Annotated in this window: 16 protein-coding genes and 2 pseudogenes; 6 read left to right on the top strand and 12 right to left on the bottom strand. The window is 57.1% G+C overall.

Going from position 1 to position 19,831, the window contains the following annotated elements; all coding sequences use genetic code 11:
• Positions 1-42 precede the first annotated feature (42 nt).
• The 7 genes from QO002_RS27355 to QO002_RS27385 form a co-directional block, all read right to left on the bottom strand.
• Positions 43-1,902: a glycosyltransferase family 2 protein gene (locus QO002_RS27355; protein ID WP_307235910.1), complete on the bottom strand. Its 1,860-nt coding sequence runs from the start codon at positions 1,900-1,902 to the stop codon at positions 43-45.
• Positions 1,899-2,882, bottom strand: a complete 984-nt coding sequence (gene galE / locus QO002_RS27360) for a UDP-glucose 4-epimerase GalE (RefSeq protein WP_370878606.1) — start codon at positions 2,880-2,882, stop codon at positions 1,899-1,901. Before galE ends, QO002_RS27355 begins: the two co-directional genes overlap by 4 nt.
• On the bottom strand, positions 2,882-3,862 hold the full coding sequence (locus tag QO002_RS27365) for a UDP-glucuronic acid decarboxylase family protein (protein WP_307236284.1): 981 nt from the start codon (positions 3,860-3,862) through the stop codon (positions 2,882-2,884). The genes galE and QO002_RS27365 overlap by 1 nt, the downstream gene beginning before the upstream one ends.
• 565 nt (positions 3,863-4,427) lie before the next feature.
• A complete protein-coding gene (locus QO002_RS27370; RefSeq protein ID WP_307235913.1) occupies positions 4,428-5,474 on the bottom strand; it encodes an AraC family transcriptional regulator in 1,047 nt (348 codons plus the stop codon).
• 525 nt (positions 5,475-5,999) lie between these two features.
• Positions 6,000-6,206 carry a hypothetical protein gene (locus tag QO002_RS27375; RefSeq protein ID WP_307235872.1) on the bottom strand — a complete coding sequence of 69 codons (207 nt, stop codon included), beginning with the start codon at positions 6,204-6,206 and terminating at the stop codon, positions 6,000-6,002.
• A gap of 12 nt (positions 6,207-6,218) precedes the next feature.
• Positions 6,219-6,527 carry a hypothetical protein gene (locus QO002_RS27380; RefSeq protein WP_307235915.1) on the bottom strand — a complete coding sequence of 103 codons (309 nt, stop codon included), beginning with the start codon at positions 6,525-6,527 and terminating at the stop codon, positions 6,219-6,221.
• A complete protein-coding gene (locus tag QO002_RS27385) occupies positions 6,524-6,715 on the bottom strand; it encodes a hypothetical protein (RefSeq protein ID WP_307235917.1) in 192 nt (63 codons plus the stop codon). Before QO002_RS27385 ends, QO002_RS27380 begins: the two co-directional genes overlap by 4 nt.
• Positions 6,716-7,229: 514 nt before the next feature.
• Here QO002_RS27385 and QO002_RS27390 point away from each other — a divergent pair.
• Positions 7,230-9,032: a calcium-binding protein gene (locus QO002_RS27390; RefSeq protein WP_307235919.1), complete on the top strand. Its 1,803-nt coding sequence runs from the start codon at positions 7,230-7,232 to the stop codon at positions 9,030-9,032.
• Positions 9,033-9,148: 116 nt separating this feature from the next.
• Here the strand turns inward: QO002_RS27390 and repC are convergent.
• The 3 genes and pseudogenes from repC to QO002_RS27405 all read right to left on the bottom strand — a co-directional run.
• Positions 9,149-9,262 (bottom strand): annotated as a pseudogene (gene repC, locus QO002_RS27395) (replication initiation protein RepC); the annotation flags it as partial.
• 219 nt (positions 9,263-9,481) lie between these two features.
• The gene (locus QO002_RS27400; RefSeq protein WP_307235921.1) at positions 9,482-9,640 is read right to left on the bottom strand and encodes a hypothetical protein; all 159 of its coding nucleotides are present in this window, start codon (positions 9,638-9,640) and stop codon (positions 9,482-9,484) included.
• A gap of 673 nt (positions 9,641-10,313) precedes the next feature.
• Positions 10,314-11,078 carry a sugar ABC transporter substrate-binding protein gene (locus tag QO002_RS27405; RefSeq protein ID WP_370878612.1) on the bottom strand — a complete coding sequence of 255 codons (765 nt, stop codon included), beginning with the start codon at positions 11,076-11,078 and terminating at the stop codon, positions 10,314-10,316.
• Between the two features lie 216 nt (positions 11,079-11,294).
• On the opposite strand from QO002_RS27405, the gene QO002_RS31005 reads away from it, so the two are divergent.
• Positions 11,295-11,978, top strand: a complete 684-nt coding sequence (locus QO002_RS31005; protein ID WP_370878613.1) for a polysaccharide deacetylase family protein — start codon at positions 11,295-11,297, stop codon at positions 11,976-11,978.
• A 439-nt stretch (positions 11,979-12,417) separates the two neighbouring features.
• Here QO002_RS31005 and QO002_RS27415 read toward each other — a convergent pair.
• A pseudogene (locus QO002_RS27415) lies at positions 12,418-12,585 on the bottom strand (GAF domain-containing protein); the annotation flags it as partial.
• A gap of 269 nt (positions 12,586-12,854) precedes the next feature.
• On the opposite strand from QO002_RS27415, the gene QO002_RS27420 reads away from it, so the two are divergent.
• Complete coding sequence (locus tag QO002_RS27420; RefSeq protein WP_307235926.1) at positions 12,855-13,979, top strand: IS5 family transposase; 1,125 nt, start codon at positions 12,855-12,857, stop codon at positions 13,977-13,979.
• A 210-nt stretch (positions 13,980-14,189) separates the two neighbouring features.
• Here the strand turns inward: QO002_RS27420 and QO002_RS27425 are convergent, their stop codons facing one another.
• A complete protein-coding gene (locus tag QO002_RS27425; RefSeq protein WP_307235928.1) occupies positions 14,190-15,197 on the bottom strand; it encodes a LacI family DNA-binding transcriptional regulator in 1,008 nt (335 codons plus the stop codon).
• 201 nt (positions 15,198-15,398) lie between these two features.
• Here QO002_RS27425 and QO002_RS27430 point away from each other — a divergent pair, with 201 nt between their 5' ends.
• From QO002_RS27430 to QO002_RS27440, 3 genes are all read left to right on the top strand, one after another.
• Complete coding sequence (locus QO002_RS27430; protein ID WP_503128904.1) at positions 15,399-16,415, top strand: ABC transporter substrate-binding protein; 1,017 nt, start codon at positions 15,399-15,401, stop codon at positions 16,413-16,415.
• Positions 16,416-16,533: 118 nt separating this feature from the next.
• Positions 16,534-18,765 carry an ABC transporter permease gene (locus QO002_RS27435; protein WP_307235932.1) on the top strand — a complete coding sequence of 744 codons (2,232 nt, stop codon included), beginning with the start codon at positions 16,534-16,536 and terminating at the stop codon, positions 18,763-18,765.
• On the top strand, positions 18,762-19,823 hold the full coding sequence (locus QO002_RS27440) for an ABC transporter ATP-binding protein (protein ID WP_307235934.1): 1,062 nt from the start codon (positions 18,762-18,764) through the stop codon (positions 19,821-19,823). Before QO002_RS27435 ends, QO002_RS27440 begins: the two co-directional genes overlap by 4 nt.
• The last annotated feature ends 8 nt before the right edge of the window (positions 19,824-19,831 follow it).

Below are 19,831 nucleotides of genomic sequence, written 5' to 3' on the forward strand. Positions count from 1 at the left end.
AAACGAGATCTTCCGCGACCGATGTATTGAACTCCCCGACTTTCATTGTTCAGCCTCCTGCAAGCCTTCGGAGGCTATAGATGGTGTTGGTAGCAACCTCGGCTTGAATGTCATCGTGCGCAGGTCGCGCCCACCAAACCCTGCCCCCGCCACCCGGTATTTGGTTTCGAAAAGGCTCAGCCGGCTGGAGGACCATGCAAGGGACTCCAGCCCCTCCTTGCCGCGCTCATAGGTCGCCAAAACCGGGAGCATGACGAGCACGAGGAGACTCGCAGCCATGGCCGGGCGGTAAGTTGCCGTGCGAATTCTGACGACATTTTCGCGCGCATGCTGAACGAGAATAATCAGCAATAGCAGTGTGTAGAGTGCCGCGTTGAAAATTGCGAAGATGTAGAACCCACGTGTTTCCGTCGCATCCTCAATAAGAAGCACCGGCAGTACCGAGGCGACGGCCAGCAAGACGTAGGGGACGAGAACACGCAGCGGCAGCGGGTCCACTTCCGATGACCCTTTGGGTGTAATGCGAAAATCCACGTGCGAGCCTGTAATAAAGTCGCGGACCGCAGCAATGCAGCCGGCCAATGCCCACGGCCAGCGTGCGAAGAGGAAAAACATGGTTTCCCAGCTCAGGATCTTTGCGTCAAACGGACGGAATGAGCCGGTTGCCCGCCAACGATACGCCAGCAGCAACAAAGCAATTGAAAGCGGTGCAAAATGGGCAAGAAAATCAGGATAGCTCACGGCGACGAAATTCTCGTTGCGCAAAAGGGCCGCGACCGGCATCAGGAACATCAGGGCCATCAGAAACGCAAAAAGCGGATACCACAATTGCGAGAATAAGAACTGTGCCTTCAGTTTCCCCGGCAAACGTGAAACGTAGACCGGCGAGTATTGAAGCAGTAGCGTGACAAGACTACGCGACCACTGGAACTCCTGTGTTACAAGGTCCGCAAACGTCTTCGGTCCATCGCCATGGGCGATGGCTTCAAGCGCGTGTGCTCCGCGCCAGCCATGGGCGTTCATGATCAAAGTCGTCGAATGATCTTCGGCGAGTTCCGGCCCGAGCCCTCCTATTTCACGAAGAGCGACAGTTCGAACCGCATAGTGCGAGCCGATGCAAAGCGGTGCAAGGCCGTTGTTATAACCTGCCTGAAGCGAGCCGTGCATGCTGGCTTCCGCGTAAAGGCGTCCGCGAGCCGACCAGCTCTCCGAAGCATTTCTGTCGCAAATGCTTGGCGCCGAAACGTAGCCAACGCTCTCGTCCGCAAACGGACGCAACATCTCTACGAGATAGCCGGGCTCTGGGACGTGGTCGGCATCGAGTTGCACAACGAAATCATAGCTGTCGTAGCCGAATTGGTCATAGAAGAAGGCAAGGTTGCCCTCCTTGCAGCGGGTGCGCCGCGGCCAGGCTGAGCGGTGGTAGTCCGCCCTGTTCTTTCTTGTCGAGACGAAGACATTGTTCTGTTTGCACCAGTTCAATGTTTCCGGGCTGGGGTCTTCGTCTGCGAGCCAGGTATCGTGCGGAAACTGCTGGTCGAGCATCGCCCTCAGTGTCAGGGCAACGATGGAAAAGGGCTCTGAGGGCGCTTTCGTCACAACCATCGCGACCCGTCTTCCGGCGGGAAGTTCGCATAGCGGGTTCGGCTGCTGCGCGCGGTAGAATATGGCGATGAAGTAGGCAGGCAGAAGCGTCACCCAGGCAAGGATCAGGGATACCAGGGAAAAGCTCCAGAAGCCCATATAGTGCTCCGGCCGGAACCACCAGCTCCAGAAATAGACAAGCAATGCCAGCCAGATCACCGCGCCGAAGCAATATTCCACCCGGCGATAGCCGGTGAGTACAGGCACCCGATATGCTTCGCTTGGCGTCGTGAGCTTGGTGGGACCTTCAGCTGTCATGCTCGCGACTCCAGGCCGAAGAAGGGTGCCGCGGTCCTGATGATCGTGTCCAGATCGGAGTACACAGGCGAAAATCCAAGCGACTCAAGTGCAAACGCTGGGTCGGCAAAGAGGACCGGCGGGTCGCCCGCCCTTTTGGGATGCATTTCGACTGGAACCTCGCGTTCGGTGAGACGGCCGATTGTGCGAATGATTTCGCCTATGGAGGAGCCTGTCCCCGTGCCGAGATTGACCGAAAGATTCCGTCCGCCCCTAACAAGATGATCGAGGGCGAGGACATGGGCTCGCGCCAAATCGGTGACATGAATATAGTCGCGAATGCACGTACCGTCTTCAGTTTCGTAATCGTCCCCGTAGACCGACAAGTGCGAGATTTTCCCGCTCGCCGCGAGCAATGCCCTTGGGATCAGATGCGTTTCGGGTTCATGCCATTCGCCCAGTTCACCGTCCGGGTCGGCGCCGCAAGCATTGAAGTACCGCAGAGCGACGTATCTCAGCTGATATGCCGCTGCATAGTCCTGCAATATCTGTTCAGCGATGAGCTTGGTCCGCCCGTATGGATTGATAGGCTGTTGCGGCGTTGCTTCGCTGATCGGTAAAACCTCCGGAACCCCATACGTGGCGCAGCTTGACGAAAAAATCACCTTGCCTATATCGGCATGGCGACAGGCGTCCAAAAGGGACAGTGTCCCAGCAACGTTGTTGCGATAGTATTTCGCCGGTTCCTCGACGGACTCTCCGACATAGGCGGATGCGGCAAAGTGCACGACTGCATCCGGCCTATATTCTGCGAGGGTTTTGCTCAGGTGGCCAATGTCGAGGATATCGCCATGGACGAACGGTCCCCACCGCACCGAGCAACGGTGTCCGGTCACCAGGTTGTCATAGACGACGGGCTCGATACCCCGTGCATGGAGCAATTTTGCGGTGTGGCTACCGATGTAGCCAGCACCGCCAGCTACGAGAACCCGTCGTTGCATCACGCGATCTCCGCAAATTCATGGGTTTCTTCGGTCAACAGGCGGTCAAAGTAGGAGATTGTCTTCTCCAGCCCTGTCGCAAGAGGTACCACCGGCTTCCATCCCAGCCTGTGCTGAGCAAGGGAGATGTCGGGGCGTCGCTGACGCGGATCATCGGTGGGCAGCGGGTTCCGTACGGTCTTGGAGCGCGAGCCTGTAAGCTTAATGACCAGTTCGGCAAGTTCGAGAACTGTGAACTCAACCGGATTTCCGAGGTTTACCGGGCCAATAAAGGACGCGTCGGCCGCCATCAATTGCTGAAAGCCCTCGATGAGATCGCTGACAAAGCAGAACGAGCGCGTCTGCGAACCGTCGCCATAGACTGTTATGTCCTGGCCTCTCAAAGCCTGCACGATGAAATTGGATACAACGCGTCCGTCATCCGGACGCATGTTCGGCCCATAGGTGTTGAATATCCGACCGATCTTGACTTCAACGCCGTGCCCCTTGTGAAAGTCAAAGAACAGAGTCTCGGCGCTGCGCTTGCCCTCATCGTAGCAAGAGCGCGGACCGAACGAATTAACATTTCCCCAATAGCTCTCGACCTGAGGATGAACCAACGGATCGCCATATATTTCCGAGGTGGAAGCCTGAAAGATGCGGGCCCCAGTGCGGACCGCCAAATCCAGCGTATTGAGGGCACCCAGCACGCATGTCTTCATGGTGTGCACGGGATCGGCCTGGTAGTGCGGGGGAGATGCCGGGCAAGCAAGGTTGTAGATTTCATCCACTTCGATGTCGATCGGATCGATGACATCGTGCTTTATGACGTTGAAACCCTCAAAGTTTCGAAGATGACGAATGTTCCGCTCGAGACCGGTCGAAAAGTTGTCAAGACAAGTGACGGTATGGCCTGCGTTCAAAAGACGCTCGCAAAGATGCGATCCAAGAAAGCCGGCCCCGCCGGTAACAAGAATACGCCGAACCCGCTTCGAGTGGATAAGTCTGACATCGGCAAAGTCATTGTTGACGTTATGGCGGACTGGAATTGCAGAGATGCTGTTCAATGTATCGCTCCTTGCGTGGCAATCGGTCGGATGGGCACAGCCATTACCCAGCCATCTTGATCGTGCTGGTATTCTGAGGTGCCTTTGTACTTGCTGTCGCGATACGATTAGTTGTGGTCCCGGTGCCATTCGGGGGGCTCTAACGGTGGTCACGAGGGCTTCTTACAAGTTATAATTTGGTCTGCTATGCAGTGAGCGTCGTGACCCCGTGAACGCTGCTCGGCGTTTCGACGCTGGTATTGGCGCGGTTCAAAACCCGACCGAAACCTCATCGGAGCGCCTGTGCGCACCCGTGCCAGTCGAGAGATCTGGAAGGAATTTGGTCACACCTATTGCTCGCAGCGACACATGATGTTTCCATGCTGGATCGGCAAGAGCACTGGCTGCCAAGCACAAAACCTTGGCAGCGACGAGCAACATTCGGTGCCCCTCAAACTACGAATCACGTCGAATCAGGCCATATTTCGCCAGCTCGGTTGATTGCCTAGCTCATCACATCTCAACGCAATGTTTGGATGTGGCGAAGTTCAGACGGCTTTTTTCCTGTCCAACGACGGCAAGCGTGGGTAAACGAACTGTTTTGAGAGAACCCCAGCATCCACGTGATTTGGGATGCCTGCAGGCCGTCCTGAAGGTAGCTCACGGCAAGCTCACGCCTCAGGTCGTCCAATATTCCACCAAAGCTCATACCCTCCGAAGCCAGGCGCCGGGCGAATGTCCGCTCGCTTAGGCCAATCTTGCGGGCGACATTTTTGGCGCTGGCTTCGCCATGCGGCAAAAGCGGGGCAACCGTATTTTCAACCAGCGCCCGAAGTGGGCTGACGTTTGAGGTCCGGGTCGCGATGGCCTCCTCGCAAAGCTTGACCATCAGGTCGTTGAGGTAGGGATCACCATCAAAGACCGGAAGGTCAAGCAGCGCTGCGTCAAAACTCAATTTGTCACGAAGGGCATCGAACTGCACATCACAGCCAAACAGCGATCGGATTTGGGCTGCATTGCCGGAGCGATGATGTACGAAGGTTGCGGCGATAGGGACGATCCGACGTCCGATGAGTTTGCGGAATATGCGAAGGAGCACCAAAGCCACAAACTCAGCCTGATGGCGATCTGTATGTCGAGAAAACCCCCTGTAGAATATTTCCAGGTGCGCTGTAACGCCTCGCGAGTCGATGCGAAGTTCCCATGCCTCGCTGACAACTGTGCCGTATCGCACAATGCGGCGAAGAGCGTCGCCAAATGAATTCGCCGCCGCCGCCACATAGTAGATCATACCTATCTCTCGTAGGTCGAACCGCTGCGCCAGGGTGAGGCCGAGCCAATCGTCGTTGAGGACACGGGACGCCTCGCCGAGGAAGTTTATCTGCGACGCGATACTGATGCGTTTTCGTTCGTCCAGCGCAGCCTGCGTCAAGTTGGTTCGTTTGAGCAGCGGCAGCGGATCGATGTTTTCCTGTTTAATCCGGGAGAGCGCCAGGCGAGAAGCCAGCCCAAGGGCTGTTGGCGGGGCAGCAAGCCTTTGAAAGGCGGTTGCGAGCATTTCAGCCATCGTTCCAACTCTACGTAAATTGCCCCATCATAATTTTTCACTTGGCAGTCGGAACATACTTGGCAGTCAAGCGCAAATGTTTGTCTGCCTCATCGTACTCATCGCGCATGTGTGAAGTTGCCGCTACTCCGAAGATGGTCGGGCAGTTCAGAGCAATAGCGCGCCCGTCGCCTATTCCAGATCGACGCGCGCGCTCACCTCGCTCAAGGCCCGCCCGCGAGTCGCCCGCAATCAAACCAACTCTGCTGATGCAATTCTTGCGGTGCGCCGCGCCTTGTCAAAACAGACTGGTTGCTTAATCGGCGCACGTCAATATTAGCATCGCCCTAACTCGAAGGTTTCCTCAGCCATACGAACCGGATAAACGTCACGAACAGAGCGGTGCTGATTAGCGCTACGATGAGCCAGGCGGCTGTGTCGTGCTGAACTTGCCGTTCGGCGTCCATCCTCAGGGCGGTTTGCCATTGCTCTTCCCTGGTTGCGGCCTGATAGGTCGGCCCCTCCCTGAACTGGTAAATCTTGCCGTCACTCAATGTGTCGTCCCTTGCGGCGGTTGATATATTCGAGGTTCAGGAGGTCAACGAGGTCGTTGGCTTCGTCCATCTCGCAGGCAGTCAGCCACGTTCCGCTCATCTCGGCCGGCTCTCCAGTGAAGATGTCATAAACGGTCCAGAACTCGTCGCCCTCGTTCTTGCACATTTTGTAGCGGTTCTCCGGGTTTCTGCTCGTCATCGCTCGAATTCCTCATCCGTCCCTCAAAACCTGATCTTTCGCATCCAACGCGATCTTCAGGCTTCGGATCATATCGGCGCTCAAGAGCAGTGCCGATCGCACATCCCCGGTTGATCGACGATCAAGGGTTGCTGAGGTGATCCTGATGCGATCCGCAGCGTCCGCCAGTCCCTTGCCCGGCACCATCCCTGCCTTGTCGCGCAAATCGTAGATCGTGCGCATCGCCCGCTCAAGCAGCCGCCTCTTCTCGAATGCTGTGATCTTCTCGGCCTCGTTCGCCGCTCGAAACAATTCAGCGATGAAATCGGTGGTGTGGGTCATGGCAGTTCGATGCTCCCTCTCATGCGTACGATCCACTCACCATGCTTCGGATGCAGCGACTGTTCCAACACGTCATTTACCTGGGCAAGATCCTCAAGCACCTTGATCCGCAGTTGGTCGTTATGGGGCGTCGAAAAATACAAAATCACACCCTCGCTAGAGTCGTGATAGTAGGCGACCTGCGCCATGTTCACCCTCAATACGAGCCCACCTGATTTGGTCAGACTTACCCACGTTTCACCCCCCGGCAGGTTGCAATTCATGTCGCGTGGACAGCCGAGTGTGACGGGATGGGCGCACGTGTCAAGGATCAACAGGGAGATGGGGCGGCACGCACAGTGAGAATAGCGCATCCCACGATATTCAAGCAGCGCCAGGCCTTGGCCAGTTTGGTCGACGGGGAGCGACGGGGCTGCACCTGAACAATTGAGTACAACTATCAGCCAAAAGGCGTAGCATACCCGTTCGCAGAGACTAGCCTGGCCGTCGAGATTCTCGGCCCACGCACGGCCATAAACGCCATTGCCGTGCTCCAGGCTGCACCCTCTTCGGTACTGGCTTTTGCCACGCAGATGACGGAAAATACCGGTGGGACCGGTAGTCGCAGCCCTGCCATGCGGAACAGCATAACTGAGGCGGGTGTCGACGGAATGACTGACGCGCCGGGCTGGCAATGACACCATCCATTCAAGGAGGTTGAAAATGGCTATCGTCCAGTGCCTCGAAGCGACCAACTGGAACGACGTTCGGGATGTGCCAGGCCCCCCTTTGCAGACGACTACCAACACGTCCATTTCGTTCGATCTTTTGTCCCTCAATCCCGCAACGATGTTTGCCGCCAACGGCACCTTCGACGGCGCTGGCAATGGTGTCATCAGCGAAATTGCATTCGATACCAGTGACCCGGGCCTTTTCACGAACCTCTACATCACCACGTCGTTCAACGTGGACACCGGCTTTTTGGTGACCGTGGGACTTGGCGGCTTCGCCTATGCCATCCAGCGCCTGCTCGAGGGCGCGGACACGTTCTACGGTTCTCGAGGGGCAGATTTCCTGAAAGGCTTCGGCGGCGACGACGTGTTCATGACGAGCGGCGGGGCCGATACATTCGATGGAGGGACGGGCAACAACACGGTCAACTATTCGACAGGCGCGCCCGGCCTGGTCGTGGAACTCGAAGCGCCGGGCTACAATAAGGGTTCCGCCGCCGGCGACACCTACATCGACATCGACAACGTCGTGGGGACCCGCTACGCCGACTACATCTATGGCAATGGCTTCAGGAACACGTTGGAGGGCGGCGACGGAAATGACACGTTGGTCGGCAAGGCGGGAGGTGACATACTCAACGGTGGAGCCGGCAGCGACACCGCGTCGTATGATGCGAGTACATTCGGCGTGACCGCGAGCCTCCTTACCCCGTCGATCAACAAAGGACAGGCGAACCTCGACGTCTATATCTCGATCGAGAACCTCGCGGGCGGCAGCTTCGACGACATCCTGCAAGGCGACAACCTTGCCAACACGATCGAGGGAAACGACTATCCCCAATTCACGTCGGTCGTCGACGACGACCAGTTGTTCGGCTTTGGCGGCAATGACAGGCTGTTCGGCTATCGCGGCAACGACACCCTCACCGGCGGCCTCGGCACCGACATTCTCGACGGCGGCCTCGGCAACGATCTCTATATTCTCGAAAACGGCTTTGACACCGTCGTCGACGCGGGCGGCCTCGACAGCGCCACATCGACGATCAGCCGTTCGCTCGCGACCGGTGGCCTCATTGCAGTCGAAAACCTGACGCTGGTCAATGTCGCGACCGCGCTCAACGGCACCGGCAACAACCTCAACAATGTTCTCACCGGCAACACCTTCAACAATGCTCTGTCCGGCGGCAACGGCAACGACACCCTCGTCGGTGGCCGTGGTGCCGACGCTCTCAATGGCGGAAGCGGTACAGACCGCGCGTCATATTCCACGGCGACTACCGGTGTCGTTGCCAATCTCACGTCACCGTCGATCAACAACGGTGACGCCAAGGGCGACACCTACGTGTCGATCGAGAACCTCTCCGGTTCAAACTTCAATGACGTCCTCTACGGCAGCACTGGTGCCAACGCGATCAGCGGAGGCAATGGCAACGACATCCTCATCGGCTATGGCGGCAATGATACGCTGACTGGCGGCGCCGGCGCGGACCGGTTTGACTTCAAATCGGCGCTAAGCGCGATTGACAAGATCACCGACTACAACGTCGCCGCCGACACCATCCGCCTTGAGAACGCCATCTTCACGGCACTGGCTGCGGTGGGGACACTTGCATCCGGTGCCTTCGCGTCGAATTCGACCGGCTTTGCTGGCGATAGCAGCGACCGCATCATCTACGAGAAGGACACAGGCGAACTCTACTATGATGCCAATGGCAGCATCGCTGGTGGGGGCATCCACTTCGCCACGATGAGCGCCAATCTGACACTCACCAACGCGGATTTCTTCGTGATCTAGTGATGAGACAGTTTCTCCGGTTTCGACGAGCAGTCCCGCTCGGGAATAGAACTTCGCGTCTGGCGTCTTGTCTCACGGGATTGGACAAGAACCTGTCAATGCGAGTTTTCCACCTAGCCGCCGGCCGAATTTATGTGCCCTGCCCGCTCGAGAATGCAAGCAAGCGCGACCGCAGCATTCTCCGGTCGGACGGCTTCGCAGGCCTCCTCATAGGCCGACGGACTGCCCCCCGGCAACCACAACGGCGGCGGTTCGCATGTGGGGCCAGTTCTCGTTCATTGTCGCTCAGCGAGACCAGCCCGACAACGGAACAGCGCCCTCCCCTTGTGCAAAAATTGAATCACGCAGAGTTGGGACCGCTACTAGGTGGTAGAGTTGACCACACAAAAACGAGACAATAAACCCGCGTGGACGATGGGCGTACAAGGCGGTTAGGCCAAATCGCCGCGTCAACCTTCCCGGTCGGTCAGTGCTTTGGTTCGCTTTTTGCTGTAGTCCTCTGCTTCGTCTTTTGTGCGAAATGCTCGGTGTTCATCGGCGCCATTGTGAAAGATCGAAGCCACCCATACGCCCTGAAATTTTTTGATAACAATTTTCCGCTCGCTCAAAACAACCCTCTCTATGCATTTCGAATAGATACATCTTAGGGTGTATTTTGCGATTTAACACTCACTAAATCGGTAGAGTGCATGAACTAATCCTGAACGCGTACCCCCGATCCATGAACGAGCAGGGAACAGATTTGGGCACCGCCCAACTCAATTCCAGGGCATCGGATAGGCGATTTAGTTTCCGACGTCAGTTCCTGGGGTGACAGGGGACGTCGCGTTGTCGAGGTACTCTGAAACGATAATGAGTGCGCACATTCAGAGTGACGGTGATATTGCCTACGTGTTTCACAAAGGATGCCCCGGCCGCTCATTCGCGGTTGGGGCTTTTTTATGCCTTCCAACTATTCATCCTACCCAGGTGATAGTCTGCTGCACATCGCCGCCGCTCGACAATGCCACGTCGACAGGGTGCCAATATCCGCGTCACGACGAACGTCGCTTCTCCGGCGGAAGGCTTATGAAAGGAACAAGGCGATATCGAGCGTGACCGCATCGTCGTCGCCGAAGTCATGCTGCTGAGCTCGACCGACTTTGGTGGTCCTCCTCCCGTAAGGAATTGGAATCTCGCTTTGGTCAGGACCTACGTGTTGAAGCAGGCGACCGAAATGCCCGTCCTGACCGAGGATCAGGACCACCGCCTATTTACTTGTTTCCGACGACCAGGGAAAGTTTATGTACTGGTCCCTCGTATCGAACAGATGTTGCCGTACATCCTGAGATATTTGGATCTCCGGATCGGATCGACGTAGACAGCTGCAGGATTGAGGAGATCGGCCTCGTACTGGGCAAGGTTGGCGCGCGTGAGTGCGATGGGCAGAATGTCCATCGCCTGGGGGATACTCTTGCCATCCAACCAGTCGGCGGCGAATTGGCCCATTGCGTAGCCGAATACAGGCGAGGACAAAGAAATACTTGCCTTGAACGGGCTACCAGTTTTCTTGATCTCCGATACAGCTTCCGGCTCACCATCTATGCCCCCCAGAAACTGGTCGGGTCGATCTTTGCCGGCAGCACGCAATGCCGCCAGCGCACCGAGCACCACTGCATCGCCACCAATGACAACGTCGATATCCGGGTTAGCCGAGAGAACAGTAGTCATGGTCGCGAAGCCGCTTCCTCTGGTGACGGGGCTGGGCGCGATATCAGCGACGATCGTAACGCCAGGCAACTTTGCGAAGGCGTCCCGCATCGCCTCAAACCTGGGCGTTAGATACTGCATTGTATCCTGGGTTAGCAGCACCACATTGGCTTTGCCGCTGAGCTTTGCGTTGATGTGCACTATTGCGGCCTCTGCCAACGCCCTTCCCGTCGCGTACTGCGGCGCATTGAGCAGCAAGGTTGTCGGGGGTGGTACGATGGTGCCAGCAAAGGCTCCCGACCAGATCGTCTGTTGGAGACTTTGGCTGACAGCGGTCGGGTCTGAGGATGTGGCCACCAACGCCGACTTTGGCGGCCCGGAAAGCCTCTATCTCCGCGATAGCCCGAGGGACATCGTTTTCTACAACACTACGACAATACTGAACACCGCGGTGAAGGCGCCGAGCGCCAGGTTGGTGACGGTGACGCCGTAAGTGAGACCATTGGCGAGGTGGTCAGCGTCGTCAACGCCGGAACGAGAGATCTTGGGCAGGAACAGATATTCGCCTATGGGATGCGGGCCGGTATCTGGCGCATTATCGACGAGTTGGACGAGTTCACGGTCCCGACAACGTTCTTCTTTTGCGGGAGGGCCGTAGAGAGATCGCCCCACCTCGCGCGGATCGTTGTCGAGCGTGGGCATGAAGCGGCCGTTCATGGGTGGTTGTGGAGACCCCATTCCGATTACCGTGACAGGGATAGCGAAGCAGCGGACTTGGACCGTTGCATAGCAACGTTGGAAAAGCACTGCGGGGTCAGACCGCGCGGCTTTTTCTGCAGAGGCAGCGAAAGTGTCTGGACGAGAGACCTTCTTGTGGAACGCGGGTTCACATACACATCGAACGCATTCGACGACGATCTTCCGTATTGGTCTCGCGAGGAGCAAGGTCTTGTCGTCGTGCCCTATTCCCTGGACACAAATGATATGAAGTTCTTCCATCCGAACGGTTTTGTAAATTCCGAGGAAATGGTGACATACGTAAGAGATGCCTTTGAAACGCTCCAGCGAGAGGCACAGAGGGGGAAAACGCGGCTGCTGAACATAGGATTTCATTTGAGGATCGCCGGTCGCCCCGCTCGGTTTCAGGCCTTCCGTAACATCCTTGCCTTCCTCTCAGAGCGTCGGAATGAAATCTATCTCGCGACTAGGCAGGACATCGCATGTGCGTTCGCAGATGCCGTCCCTAACATGGCATGAAATACCACTGATATGGAGCGCGGCTGGATCGTTGCCATCTGCAATTCGACGCTCGGAGCGCCTAGAAGTTCTACCAATGCGAAGAGGAGCGTTAGCCCAGCGCTCCCTTCAAGAGGTGAAGGCAGTATGGCGGTCTTGAACGGCATCGACCGACCTGTGAGCTAGGGCGCCATAACGATGTTTTTATGGAACTGAACAACGAGGCCGTCATCCTTGGCGAAGGTTGGATTTAGTGAGCGAGCGGATTTCGTTGTGCTTAGTCTCGGCTAAGGCCCTGTGGAACTTCGGCTGTATTTTCAGAAAAACCGACCGGGAAGCCCAAAGACCCACCCTTACTCTCGATTCGGTATCGAGCTTAGATCAGCGGTATAAATTTTGGGGGTAAACTGTGAGTTGGTCTCGGGTTTCTTTCGTGGGTGGATTGCGGTTACGGCGATTTGAAGCCGCCCCAGTTGAGATCCGGTAGCATCTGGAAAATCAGCGCCGAGGTGTTGGCTGCGTTGGCGATCGCGTCGCTTTCTCTCGAGAGAAGTGCGTGCAGCTGGGAACCGAGCTCATGATAGAAATCCGGCTTGCCGGTGTCGGCAATGGCCTTTGCGTCAAACATGCTCATCTCCCCGGATGATGAAATCATGCGGTCCTGATATCACGGCTTGCCATCCGCGGTAACCGCGATCGACGACCGTAACCCATCGACATGAACAAGGGCCGATCAAGCAACACATTAGAGACGGCGACATTTGTCGTACAGACAGCCGGCTCAGCGGATTAATGATAATCTCGCTCAAGCGGTTTAACAGGATGCGGAAAAAGGCGCTTGCTGCGAGCGGACTGCCGTGATTGCATGCCCGAGTGATTGGCCGGCAGGAGCAGGACATGCGGGGCAGTGATATCCAGACGGCGGGTCTGTTTTCTTATGTGAGCTGCGAAGCACGCGTTCCGACAAGCCATCCGCTGCGGGCAATCCGCGCGATTGTCGACGAGGCACTGGAAGTTCTGTCGCCTGATTTCGAGGCGATGTATTCAGCGATCGGCCGCCCGTCGATCCCGCCGGAGAAGCTTCTGCGCGCCCTGTTGTTGCAGGTTTTCTACACGATCCGCTCGGAGCGCCAGCTCATGGAGCAGATGGACTACAATCTGTTGTTCCGATGGTTCGTCGGCTTGTCGATGGACGCGCCGATCTGGGACGTCACCGTGTTCACCAAGAACCGTGAGCGGCTCCTGGCTGGCGACATCGCCGCCAAGTTCCTGGCCGCATTGCTGAGCCAGCCGCGAGTTAAGGCTCTCTTGTCAGACGAGCACTTCTCGGTGGACGGCACCTTGATCGAAGCCTGGGCCAGCATGAAGAGCTTCAAGCCCAAGGACGAGACTGATGGTGACGGTGATGACAACAACGGCTCCGGCGCTGACGCGAACAAGCCCGCAAAGGCTACGGCACGCAACCCTGAGCGGGATTTCCACGGCGAGAAGCGCAGCAACGCAACTCACGCGTCGACCACCGACCCGGATGCCAGGCTTTACAAGAAGGCCCGTGGGCAGGCGGCCAAGCTTTGCCACATGGGCCACGTCACCATGGAAAACCGCAACGGGCTGGTTGTCGACGCCACGCTGACCCATGCGACAGGAACCGCAGAGCGCGAGGCTGCACTGGATATGGTGGGCCGCATGGATGGTCGTCATCGCATCACATTGGCTGCAGACAAAGCCTACGATACGGCAGACTTCGTTGCCGCCTTGCGGGATATCAAGGTGACGCCACACGTTGCTCAGAACACGGCGAACCGACGCTCAGCCATCGATGGTCGTACCACCCATCACCCCGGCTACGCTGTCAGTCAGCGCATCCGAAAACGCATCGAAGAGGTATTCGGCTGGGCCAAGACCAGCGGCGGAATGCGCAAGACCCGCCATCGCGGAAAGGATCGCGTCGGTTGGATGTTCACCCTGACAGCGACGGCTTATAATCTGGTGAGGCTGCCAAAGCTGCTGACGACGGCATAATCGCGCCCGCAATCCGCCGAGACAGGGCGGATGACGACAAAAGGGCCGAAAAGGCCGCTGAAAAAGCCTCATCCCCGCTCGTCTTCGAACCGTCTAGCGAGGATCGGTAGAAAAATTAGCGCTATTTCCGCAACCTGCTAATACGTCTTCACCGGTCGCATTCAAGATACCAACACCGACGCCATGTGCATGGTGAAATTGCCACGCCACTTATTTGCCGCGGATTGAGTTTCTCCAGACTAAATCAGCATGCAGGCGCACGGAGGTGATTTGATTAGACGAGAGCATGTCGGCTTCCAGCCAACCGACCGCCTGGCGTGCAATTTCGTCGACGGGTTGCGAGAATGTCGTCAATTCATATGAACTCCACGAAGCCTGTTCGATATCATCGAAGCCGGCCACACAAAGCTCGTCAGGAATAGTCACGGAGAATTGATGGCGTGCTGCATCCATAAAGCCGCACGCCAGAAGATCCGTGGCACAAAAAACCGCGTCAGGCCGATCAGGCCGCGTCAGGAGCTGTTGTGCCATAGCACGCCCGCTCTGATATCCCGTTGGGCCATTATGAACGACGGCGACATCCAGCCCCAAGGCGTTCGCCGCATTCACAAATCCGCGCTCGCGTGCCATCAGGCTTGGCGTCCCGGCCTGCGAGTTTACGAAAGCGAGCTTGCGGCATCCCGCTCGGTGAAACGCTGTGGCAATGCAGGCCGCCGCTTCCTCATCGTCTAGATTGATCCGGAAAGCCCCTTTACGGTCATCGTCACGATTGATGAGGACAAGTCTCTGTCCGTTTTTCAGGCAGAGATCGGTGATGGATTTATCGGGCAGCCCGGACAGGATGATGGACGCATCAGCGCGATAGTGAATGGCCTGCTTGAGGGCCAGATCGACACTACCGTCGGAACGATCCGTATTGATCAGCATCGCGATCTTACCGGAATTCTGCAATTGCTGAGTCAAAGCTCGTAGGAGCTCCGAACGGTAGGGCGTACCCATATCCGAAACAATCAGGCAGACGATGCCGCTCTCGTTGAGCATCAGGCCCCGCGCCAGATGATTCACGTGGTAGCCGAGCGCCTCCGCGGCTTCCATCACCTTTTGACGTGTTTTCGGCGATACACTTGCTCCCGCCGTGAACGTCCGCGACACCGCCGAACGCGATACACCAGCTTTCTGGGCAACCTCCTGCGCGCTAACAAAAACTTTCTGCGACATCAGTTCCTCCACCAGGTCTCCATCTTTGCACGACTTTGCAATAGTGTGCAACAGAATGGTCCTGATCGCGTGGCGACAGAGTCGAGAAGAAATCATTTGACACCCATGCCGACGTCATGCAGCATTTGCACGCGCTTGCAAAAAGCGAATGGCGTGGAGGCGTCATTTCAACTGGAGGAGAAATTCATGAGTGTGTCTCGTATGTGGACTGCATTGCTCGCCGCAGGAATATCCAGCATCGCAATTTCGGCACAGGCCGCCGGCGACCTCAATCTCATCTGCTCGGCAGATGTCGTCATCTGCGAGCAGATGACGGGCGATTTCGAAAAGGCTCATGGCGATATCAAGGTCAACATGGTGCGCCTGTCTTCGGGCGAAACCTATGCCAAGATCCGCGCGGAAGCTCGCAATCCGAAAACTGATATTTGGTGGGCCGGCACGGGCGATCCGCACCTCCAGGCTGCATCAGAGAACCTGACGTTGGAGTACAAGTCACCGCTTCTTGACCAACTGCAGGACTGGGCGAAGAAGCAGGCCGAAAGTTCAGGCTACAAAACCGTTGGTGTTTATGCGGGCGCACTCGGGTGGGGTTACAACACCGAAATTTTCAAGGCCAAGGGTTTTACGGAACCAAAGTGCTGGGCCGATCTACTGAACCCTGCGTTCAAGGGCGAAATCCAGATTGCCAATCCGAATTCCTCGGGCACCGCCTACACCGCGCTGGCCTCGCTCGTGCAAATCATGGGTGAAGACAAGGCCTTTGACTATCTAAAGCAGCTCAATGCCAATGTTTCGCAGTATACCAAATCAGGCTCTGCACCCGTGAAAGCGGCAGCGCGCGGCGAGACGGCCATCGGTATTGTCTTCATGCACGATGCAGTGGCAATGACGGCCGAAGGTTTTCCGGTCAAGTCGGTCGCTCCCTGTGAGGGAACCGGTTACGAAATCGGCTCGATGTCGATCATCAAGGGCGCAAAAAATCTCGAAAACGCCAAAACGTGGTACGATTGGGCACTGACGCCCGAGGTCCAATCCCGCATGAAGGATGCCAAATCCTTCCAGCTTCCGTCCAACAAGAGCGCGGAAATTCCCAAGGAAGCCCCGCGTTTCGAAGATATCAAGCTGATCGACTACGACTTCAAGACCTACGGCGATCCGGCCAAGCGAAAGGAACTGCTTGAGCGTTGGGATCGCGAAATCAGCGCCAATGCCAACTAGGGATTTTTGATTTCTCCACGGCCGGAAATCTCATCCAATCCCTCCTCCAAAGATAAGGATCGGTTTCCGGCCAGCTATCGCACCATTGCCGATATCATGGATAAGGCGCGAGGATCGCATGGACCATCGCAACCGAAGACTCGACCTTGCCCTACTGCTCGGGATCGCTGCATTTGCAATCGTTCCGTGGTACAGGATCGAGGGCGGCTTTCTTGGTTTTAGCTGGTTGTCGGATTTCCCGATGGAAGCCACTGTCGCCCCGGGCATCGTACAGAGTGTATTTTATGGTCGTTGGTGGCTGGCTGTCGCCGCAATTCTAATCGCTGCTGGTACCTGTGCACGCTTCGTGTCCGACCCGATGCGGCGCGGCACTCTACTTGTCTGGTCGGGAGGTCTCGGCATCACGTTTCTTGCGCTGCAAGGTCTTGCCATCGGCTTCTCGGGTTGGACCTGGTCAATCAGCGAGACCTTGTTTGGCGCCATGACGGATGGCCAACCCTCAATGGGCGCCGGTGCCATAATGGCCTCTCTTTGTTTTCTTCTTCTCTTTTCCTTTGGCCTTGCAGAACGCGGTGTGATGAAGGGTGATGCCTTCGTCGTCACCTCCATTACCATGCTGATCGTTCTCGTCACCATTTTCGTCTTCTACCCTGTTGGCAGCATGTTGGTGGGTGCCTTTCAGGATTTCGATGGCTCATTCAACCCAGACGGCTTTACTCGCAATATCCAAGACAATTCGATCTGGAGCCTCGGCTGCCTTGGTGGAGGCGAACGCTGCGGTGTCGCGTGGCGCACGCTCTGGCTGGCGATCTTGACTGCTGGCGGCTCAACCCTCATGGGCCTAGCTTTCGCGCTGGTGGCCACCCGCACGAAATTTCCCTTCAAGAAGGGGCTGCGGCTTTTAACCGTGCTGCCGATCATTACACCCCCATTCGTCATCGGCCTTGCCCTGACGCTTCTGTTCGGCCGCGCCGGTGTCATTACCCAGAGCTTGTCGAGCCTCTTTGAACTCGAGCCCGGCCGCTGGCTCTATGGTCTTACGGGGATTTGGGTAGCGCAGGTCCTCTCGTTCACGCCCATCTCCTTCCTTGTCTTGATCGGCGTTGTCGAAGGCGTTAGTCCTTCGATGGAGGAAGCATCACAGACACTGCGGGCTGACCGTTGGCGCACCTTCTGGCGCGTATCGCTGCCGTTGATGAAGCCCGGGCTTGCCAATGCCTTCCTGATCGGTTTCATCGAAAGCATGGCGGATTTTGGCAATCCACTGGTTCTGGGCGGCAGTCATGGTGTGCTTTCCACGGAAGTATTTTTCGCGGTTGTTGGTTCGCAGAACGATCCGTCACGCGCTGCCGTGCTTGCCATCATCCTGTTGTGCTTCACGCTGACGGCTTTTCTCGCCCAACGCTTCTGGCTGGCCGGTAAGAACTTTGCCACTGTCACCGGCAAGGGTGACAGTGGATCGCATATCGCCCTTCCCCGCCCCCTATCGATTGGCGTCCACGCACTGGTCATCCCATGGATGATCTTCACCATCGTCATCTATGGGATGATTGTGTTCGGAGGGTTCGTGAAGACCTGGGGTCTCGATAACTCTTTGACGTTAGAGCACTACGAACGCGCATTCTCCGTTTCGATCGAGAACGGTGTCGTCGCCTGGACGGGGGTGGCTTGGAATTCCTTCTGGACGACCATGGAGATTGCACTAATTTCGGCGCCCCTGACAGCGGCGGTCGGGCTTCTGACCGCCTACCTGATCGTTCGTCAGAAGTTCGCCGGACGTAATATCTTCGAGTTCGCGCTGATGATGAGCTTTGCTATTCCCGGTACCGTCATCGGTATCAGTTACATTATGGCCTTCAACCTGCCACCCCTGGAGATGACCGGAACGGCCCTGATTCTGATCGCCTGCTTCGTCTTCCGGAACATGCCGGTCGGCGTGCGCGGGGGAGTGGCGGCCATGAGCCAGCTCGACAAGAGCCTTGATGAAGCATCTCTGACCTTGCGGGCGAATAGTTTCCGCACGATCCGCAAGGTTATTCTTCCATTGTTGCGGCCGGCGATTACGGCCGCTCTGGTCTATTCGTTCGTGCGGGCTATCACTTCAATCAGCGCTGTCATCTTTCTGGTCAGCGCCCAGTACAACATGGCTACCTCCTATATCGTCGGGCTCGTCGAAAATGGCGAGTTTGGCGTGGCTATCGCTTATTCCTCCATGCTGATTGTCGTGATGGTCGTGGTTATCACGGGCTTCCAGTTGCTTGTCGGCGAACGCCGTCTGCGACGAGAAAATCGCGTTGCCGGTGTGACCCCGGCCCCGGCTCGTCCTCTTCGTCAGGAGAAAACCGTATGATCAAGTCCCGTGCCGGCTCTGTCGTCTTCCAGGGCATCAAGAAGCAGTTCGGCGCCTTCACCGCTATCCACGATCTGTCGTTGACCATAGAGCCCGGCACACTGGTAACGCTGCTGGGTCCCTCTGGCTGCGGCAAAACCACGACCTTACGGATGTTGGCCGGGCTCGAGCATCCAACCTCTGGTAAGATCCTGATTGGCGGTGCTGATGTGACCATGTTGCCAGCCAACGAACGCGACGTCTCCATGGTGTTCCAGTCCTATGCGCTCTTTCCGCATATGAGTTCACTGGACAATGTCGCCTATGGCCTCGAATCGTCCGGCATGAAACACAAGGAGGCGCGCGAACGCGCCCAAGAAGGACTGAAGCTCGTAGGTCTCGCCGGCATGGGAGACCGCTTGCCTGCGGAGCTCTCGGGCGGCCAGCAACAACGCGTCGCTGTGGCCCGCGCCCTCATTCTGGAGCCGCAGGTACTGTTGCTCGACGAGCCTCTGTCAAACCTCGACGCACGTCTGCGCCGGCGGGTTAGGACCGAGATCCGCGAGTTGCAGCAGCGGCTCGGCTTTACAGCCGTCTACGTCACCCACGATCAGGATGAAGCTCTGGCCGTCTCGGACAGAATCATCATCATGAAGGATGGCGGGATTGCACAGGAAGGTTCGCCACGCGATCTCTACGAGGCTCCCGCTTCCGCCTTCATTGCCGATTTTATGGGCGAGGCAAACGTGGTGCCCTGTGACGTCGTCCGCGTCGAAGGCGCGGATGCCACGATCCGCATCGGTTTGCTCGAACACCGCGTTCCTAGCCGCAACGCGCGTCTCGGCCCGGCTAATCTGGCCGTGCGGCCGAATTCAATTACTCTCGAACCCGCCTCCGGCGCGGCTTTCCCGGGCCAGATCACCCATTCCGCTTATCTCGGCGATCACGTGGAGTACGAGGTTGAAACCAGCACCGGCACATTGTTCGTCGTGGATCCTGCGGTCGAACGGGCAATGGCGCCCAAAACCGAAGTTTCCGTTGGCTTCAAAGGCCGCGGCATCGCCATCATCAATGGCTGAGACAGATA

Source organism: Pararhizobium capsulatum DSM 1112 (genome assembly GCF_030814475.1).
GTDB classification, from domain to species: Bacteria; Pseudomonadota; Alphaproteobacteria; order Rhizobiales; family Rhizobiaceae; genus Pararhizobium; species Pararhizobium capsulatum.

What these genes read in the sequence shown, in the direction of transcription:
- QO002_RS27355 (WP_307235910.1), bottom strand. Translation starts at nt 1,902, where the DNA reads ATGACAGCTGAAGGTCCCACCAAGCTCACGACGCCAAGCGAAGCATAT.
- galE (WP_370878606.1), bottom strand. Translation starts at nt 2,882, where the DNA reads ATGCAACGACGGGTTCTCGTAGCTGGCGGTGCTGGCTACATCGGTAGC.
- QO002_RS27370 (WP_307235913.1), bottom strand. Translation starts at nt 5,474, where the DNA reads ATGGCTGAAATGCTCGCAACCGCCTTTCAAAGGCTTGCTGCCCCGCCA.
- QO002_RS27375 (WP_307235872.1), bottom strand. Translation starts at nt 6,206, where the DNA reads ATGACGAGCAGAAACCCGGAGAACCGCTACAAAATGTGCAAGAACGAG.
- QO002_RS27380 (WP_307235915.1), bottom strand. Translation starts at nt 6,527, where the DNA reads ATGACCCACACCACCGATTTCATCGCTGAATTGTTTCGAGCGGCGAAC.
- QO002_RS27385 (WP_307235917.1), bottom strand. Translation starts at nt 6,715, where the DNA reads ATGGCGCAGGTCGCCTACTATCACGACTCTAGCGAGGGTGTGATTTTG.
- QO002_RS27390 (WP_307235919.1), top strand. Translation starts at nt 7,230, where the DNA reads ATGGCTATCGTCCAGTGCCTCGAAGCGACCAACTGGAACGACGTTCGG.
- QO002_RS31005 (WP_370878613.1), top strand. Translation starts at nt 11,295, where the DNA reads ATGCGGGCCGGTATCTGGCGCATTATCGACGAGTTGGACGAGTTCACG.
- QO002_RS27420 (WP_307235926.1), top strand. Translation starts at nt 12,855, where the DNA reads ATGCGGGGCAGTGATATCCAGACGGCGGGTCTGTTTTCTTATGTGAGC.
- QO002_RS27425 (WP_307235928.1), bottom strand. Translation starts at nt 15,197, where the DNA reads ATGTCGCAGAAAGTTTTTGTTAGCGCGCAGGAGGTTGCCCAGAAAGCT.
- QO002_RS27430 (WP_503128904.1), top strand. Translation starts at nt 15,399, where the DNA reads ATGTGGACTGCATTGCTCGCCGCAGGAATATCCAGCATCGCAATTTCG.
- QO002_RS27435 (WP_307235932.1), top strand. Translation starts at nt 16,534, where the DNA reads ATGGACCATCGCAACCGAAGACTCGACCTTGCCCTACTGCTCGGGATC.
- QO002_RS27440 (WP_307235934.1), top strand. Translation starts at nt 18,762, where the DNA reads ATGATCAAGTCCCGTGCCGGCTCTGTCGTCTTCCAGGGCATCAAGAAG.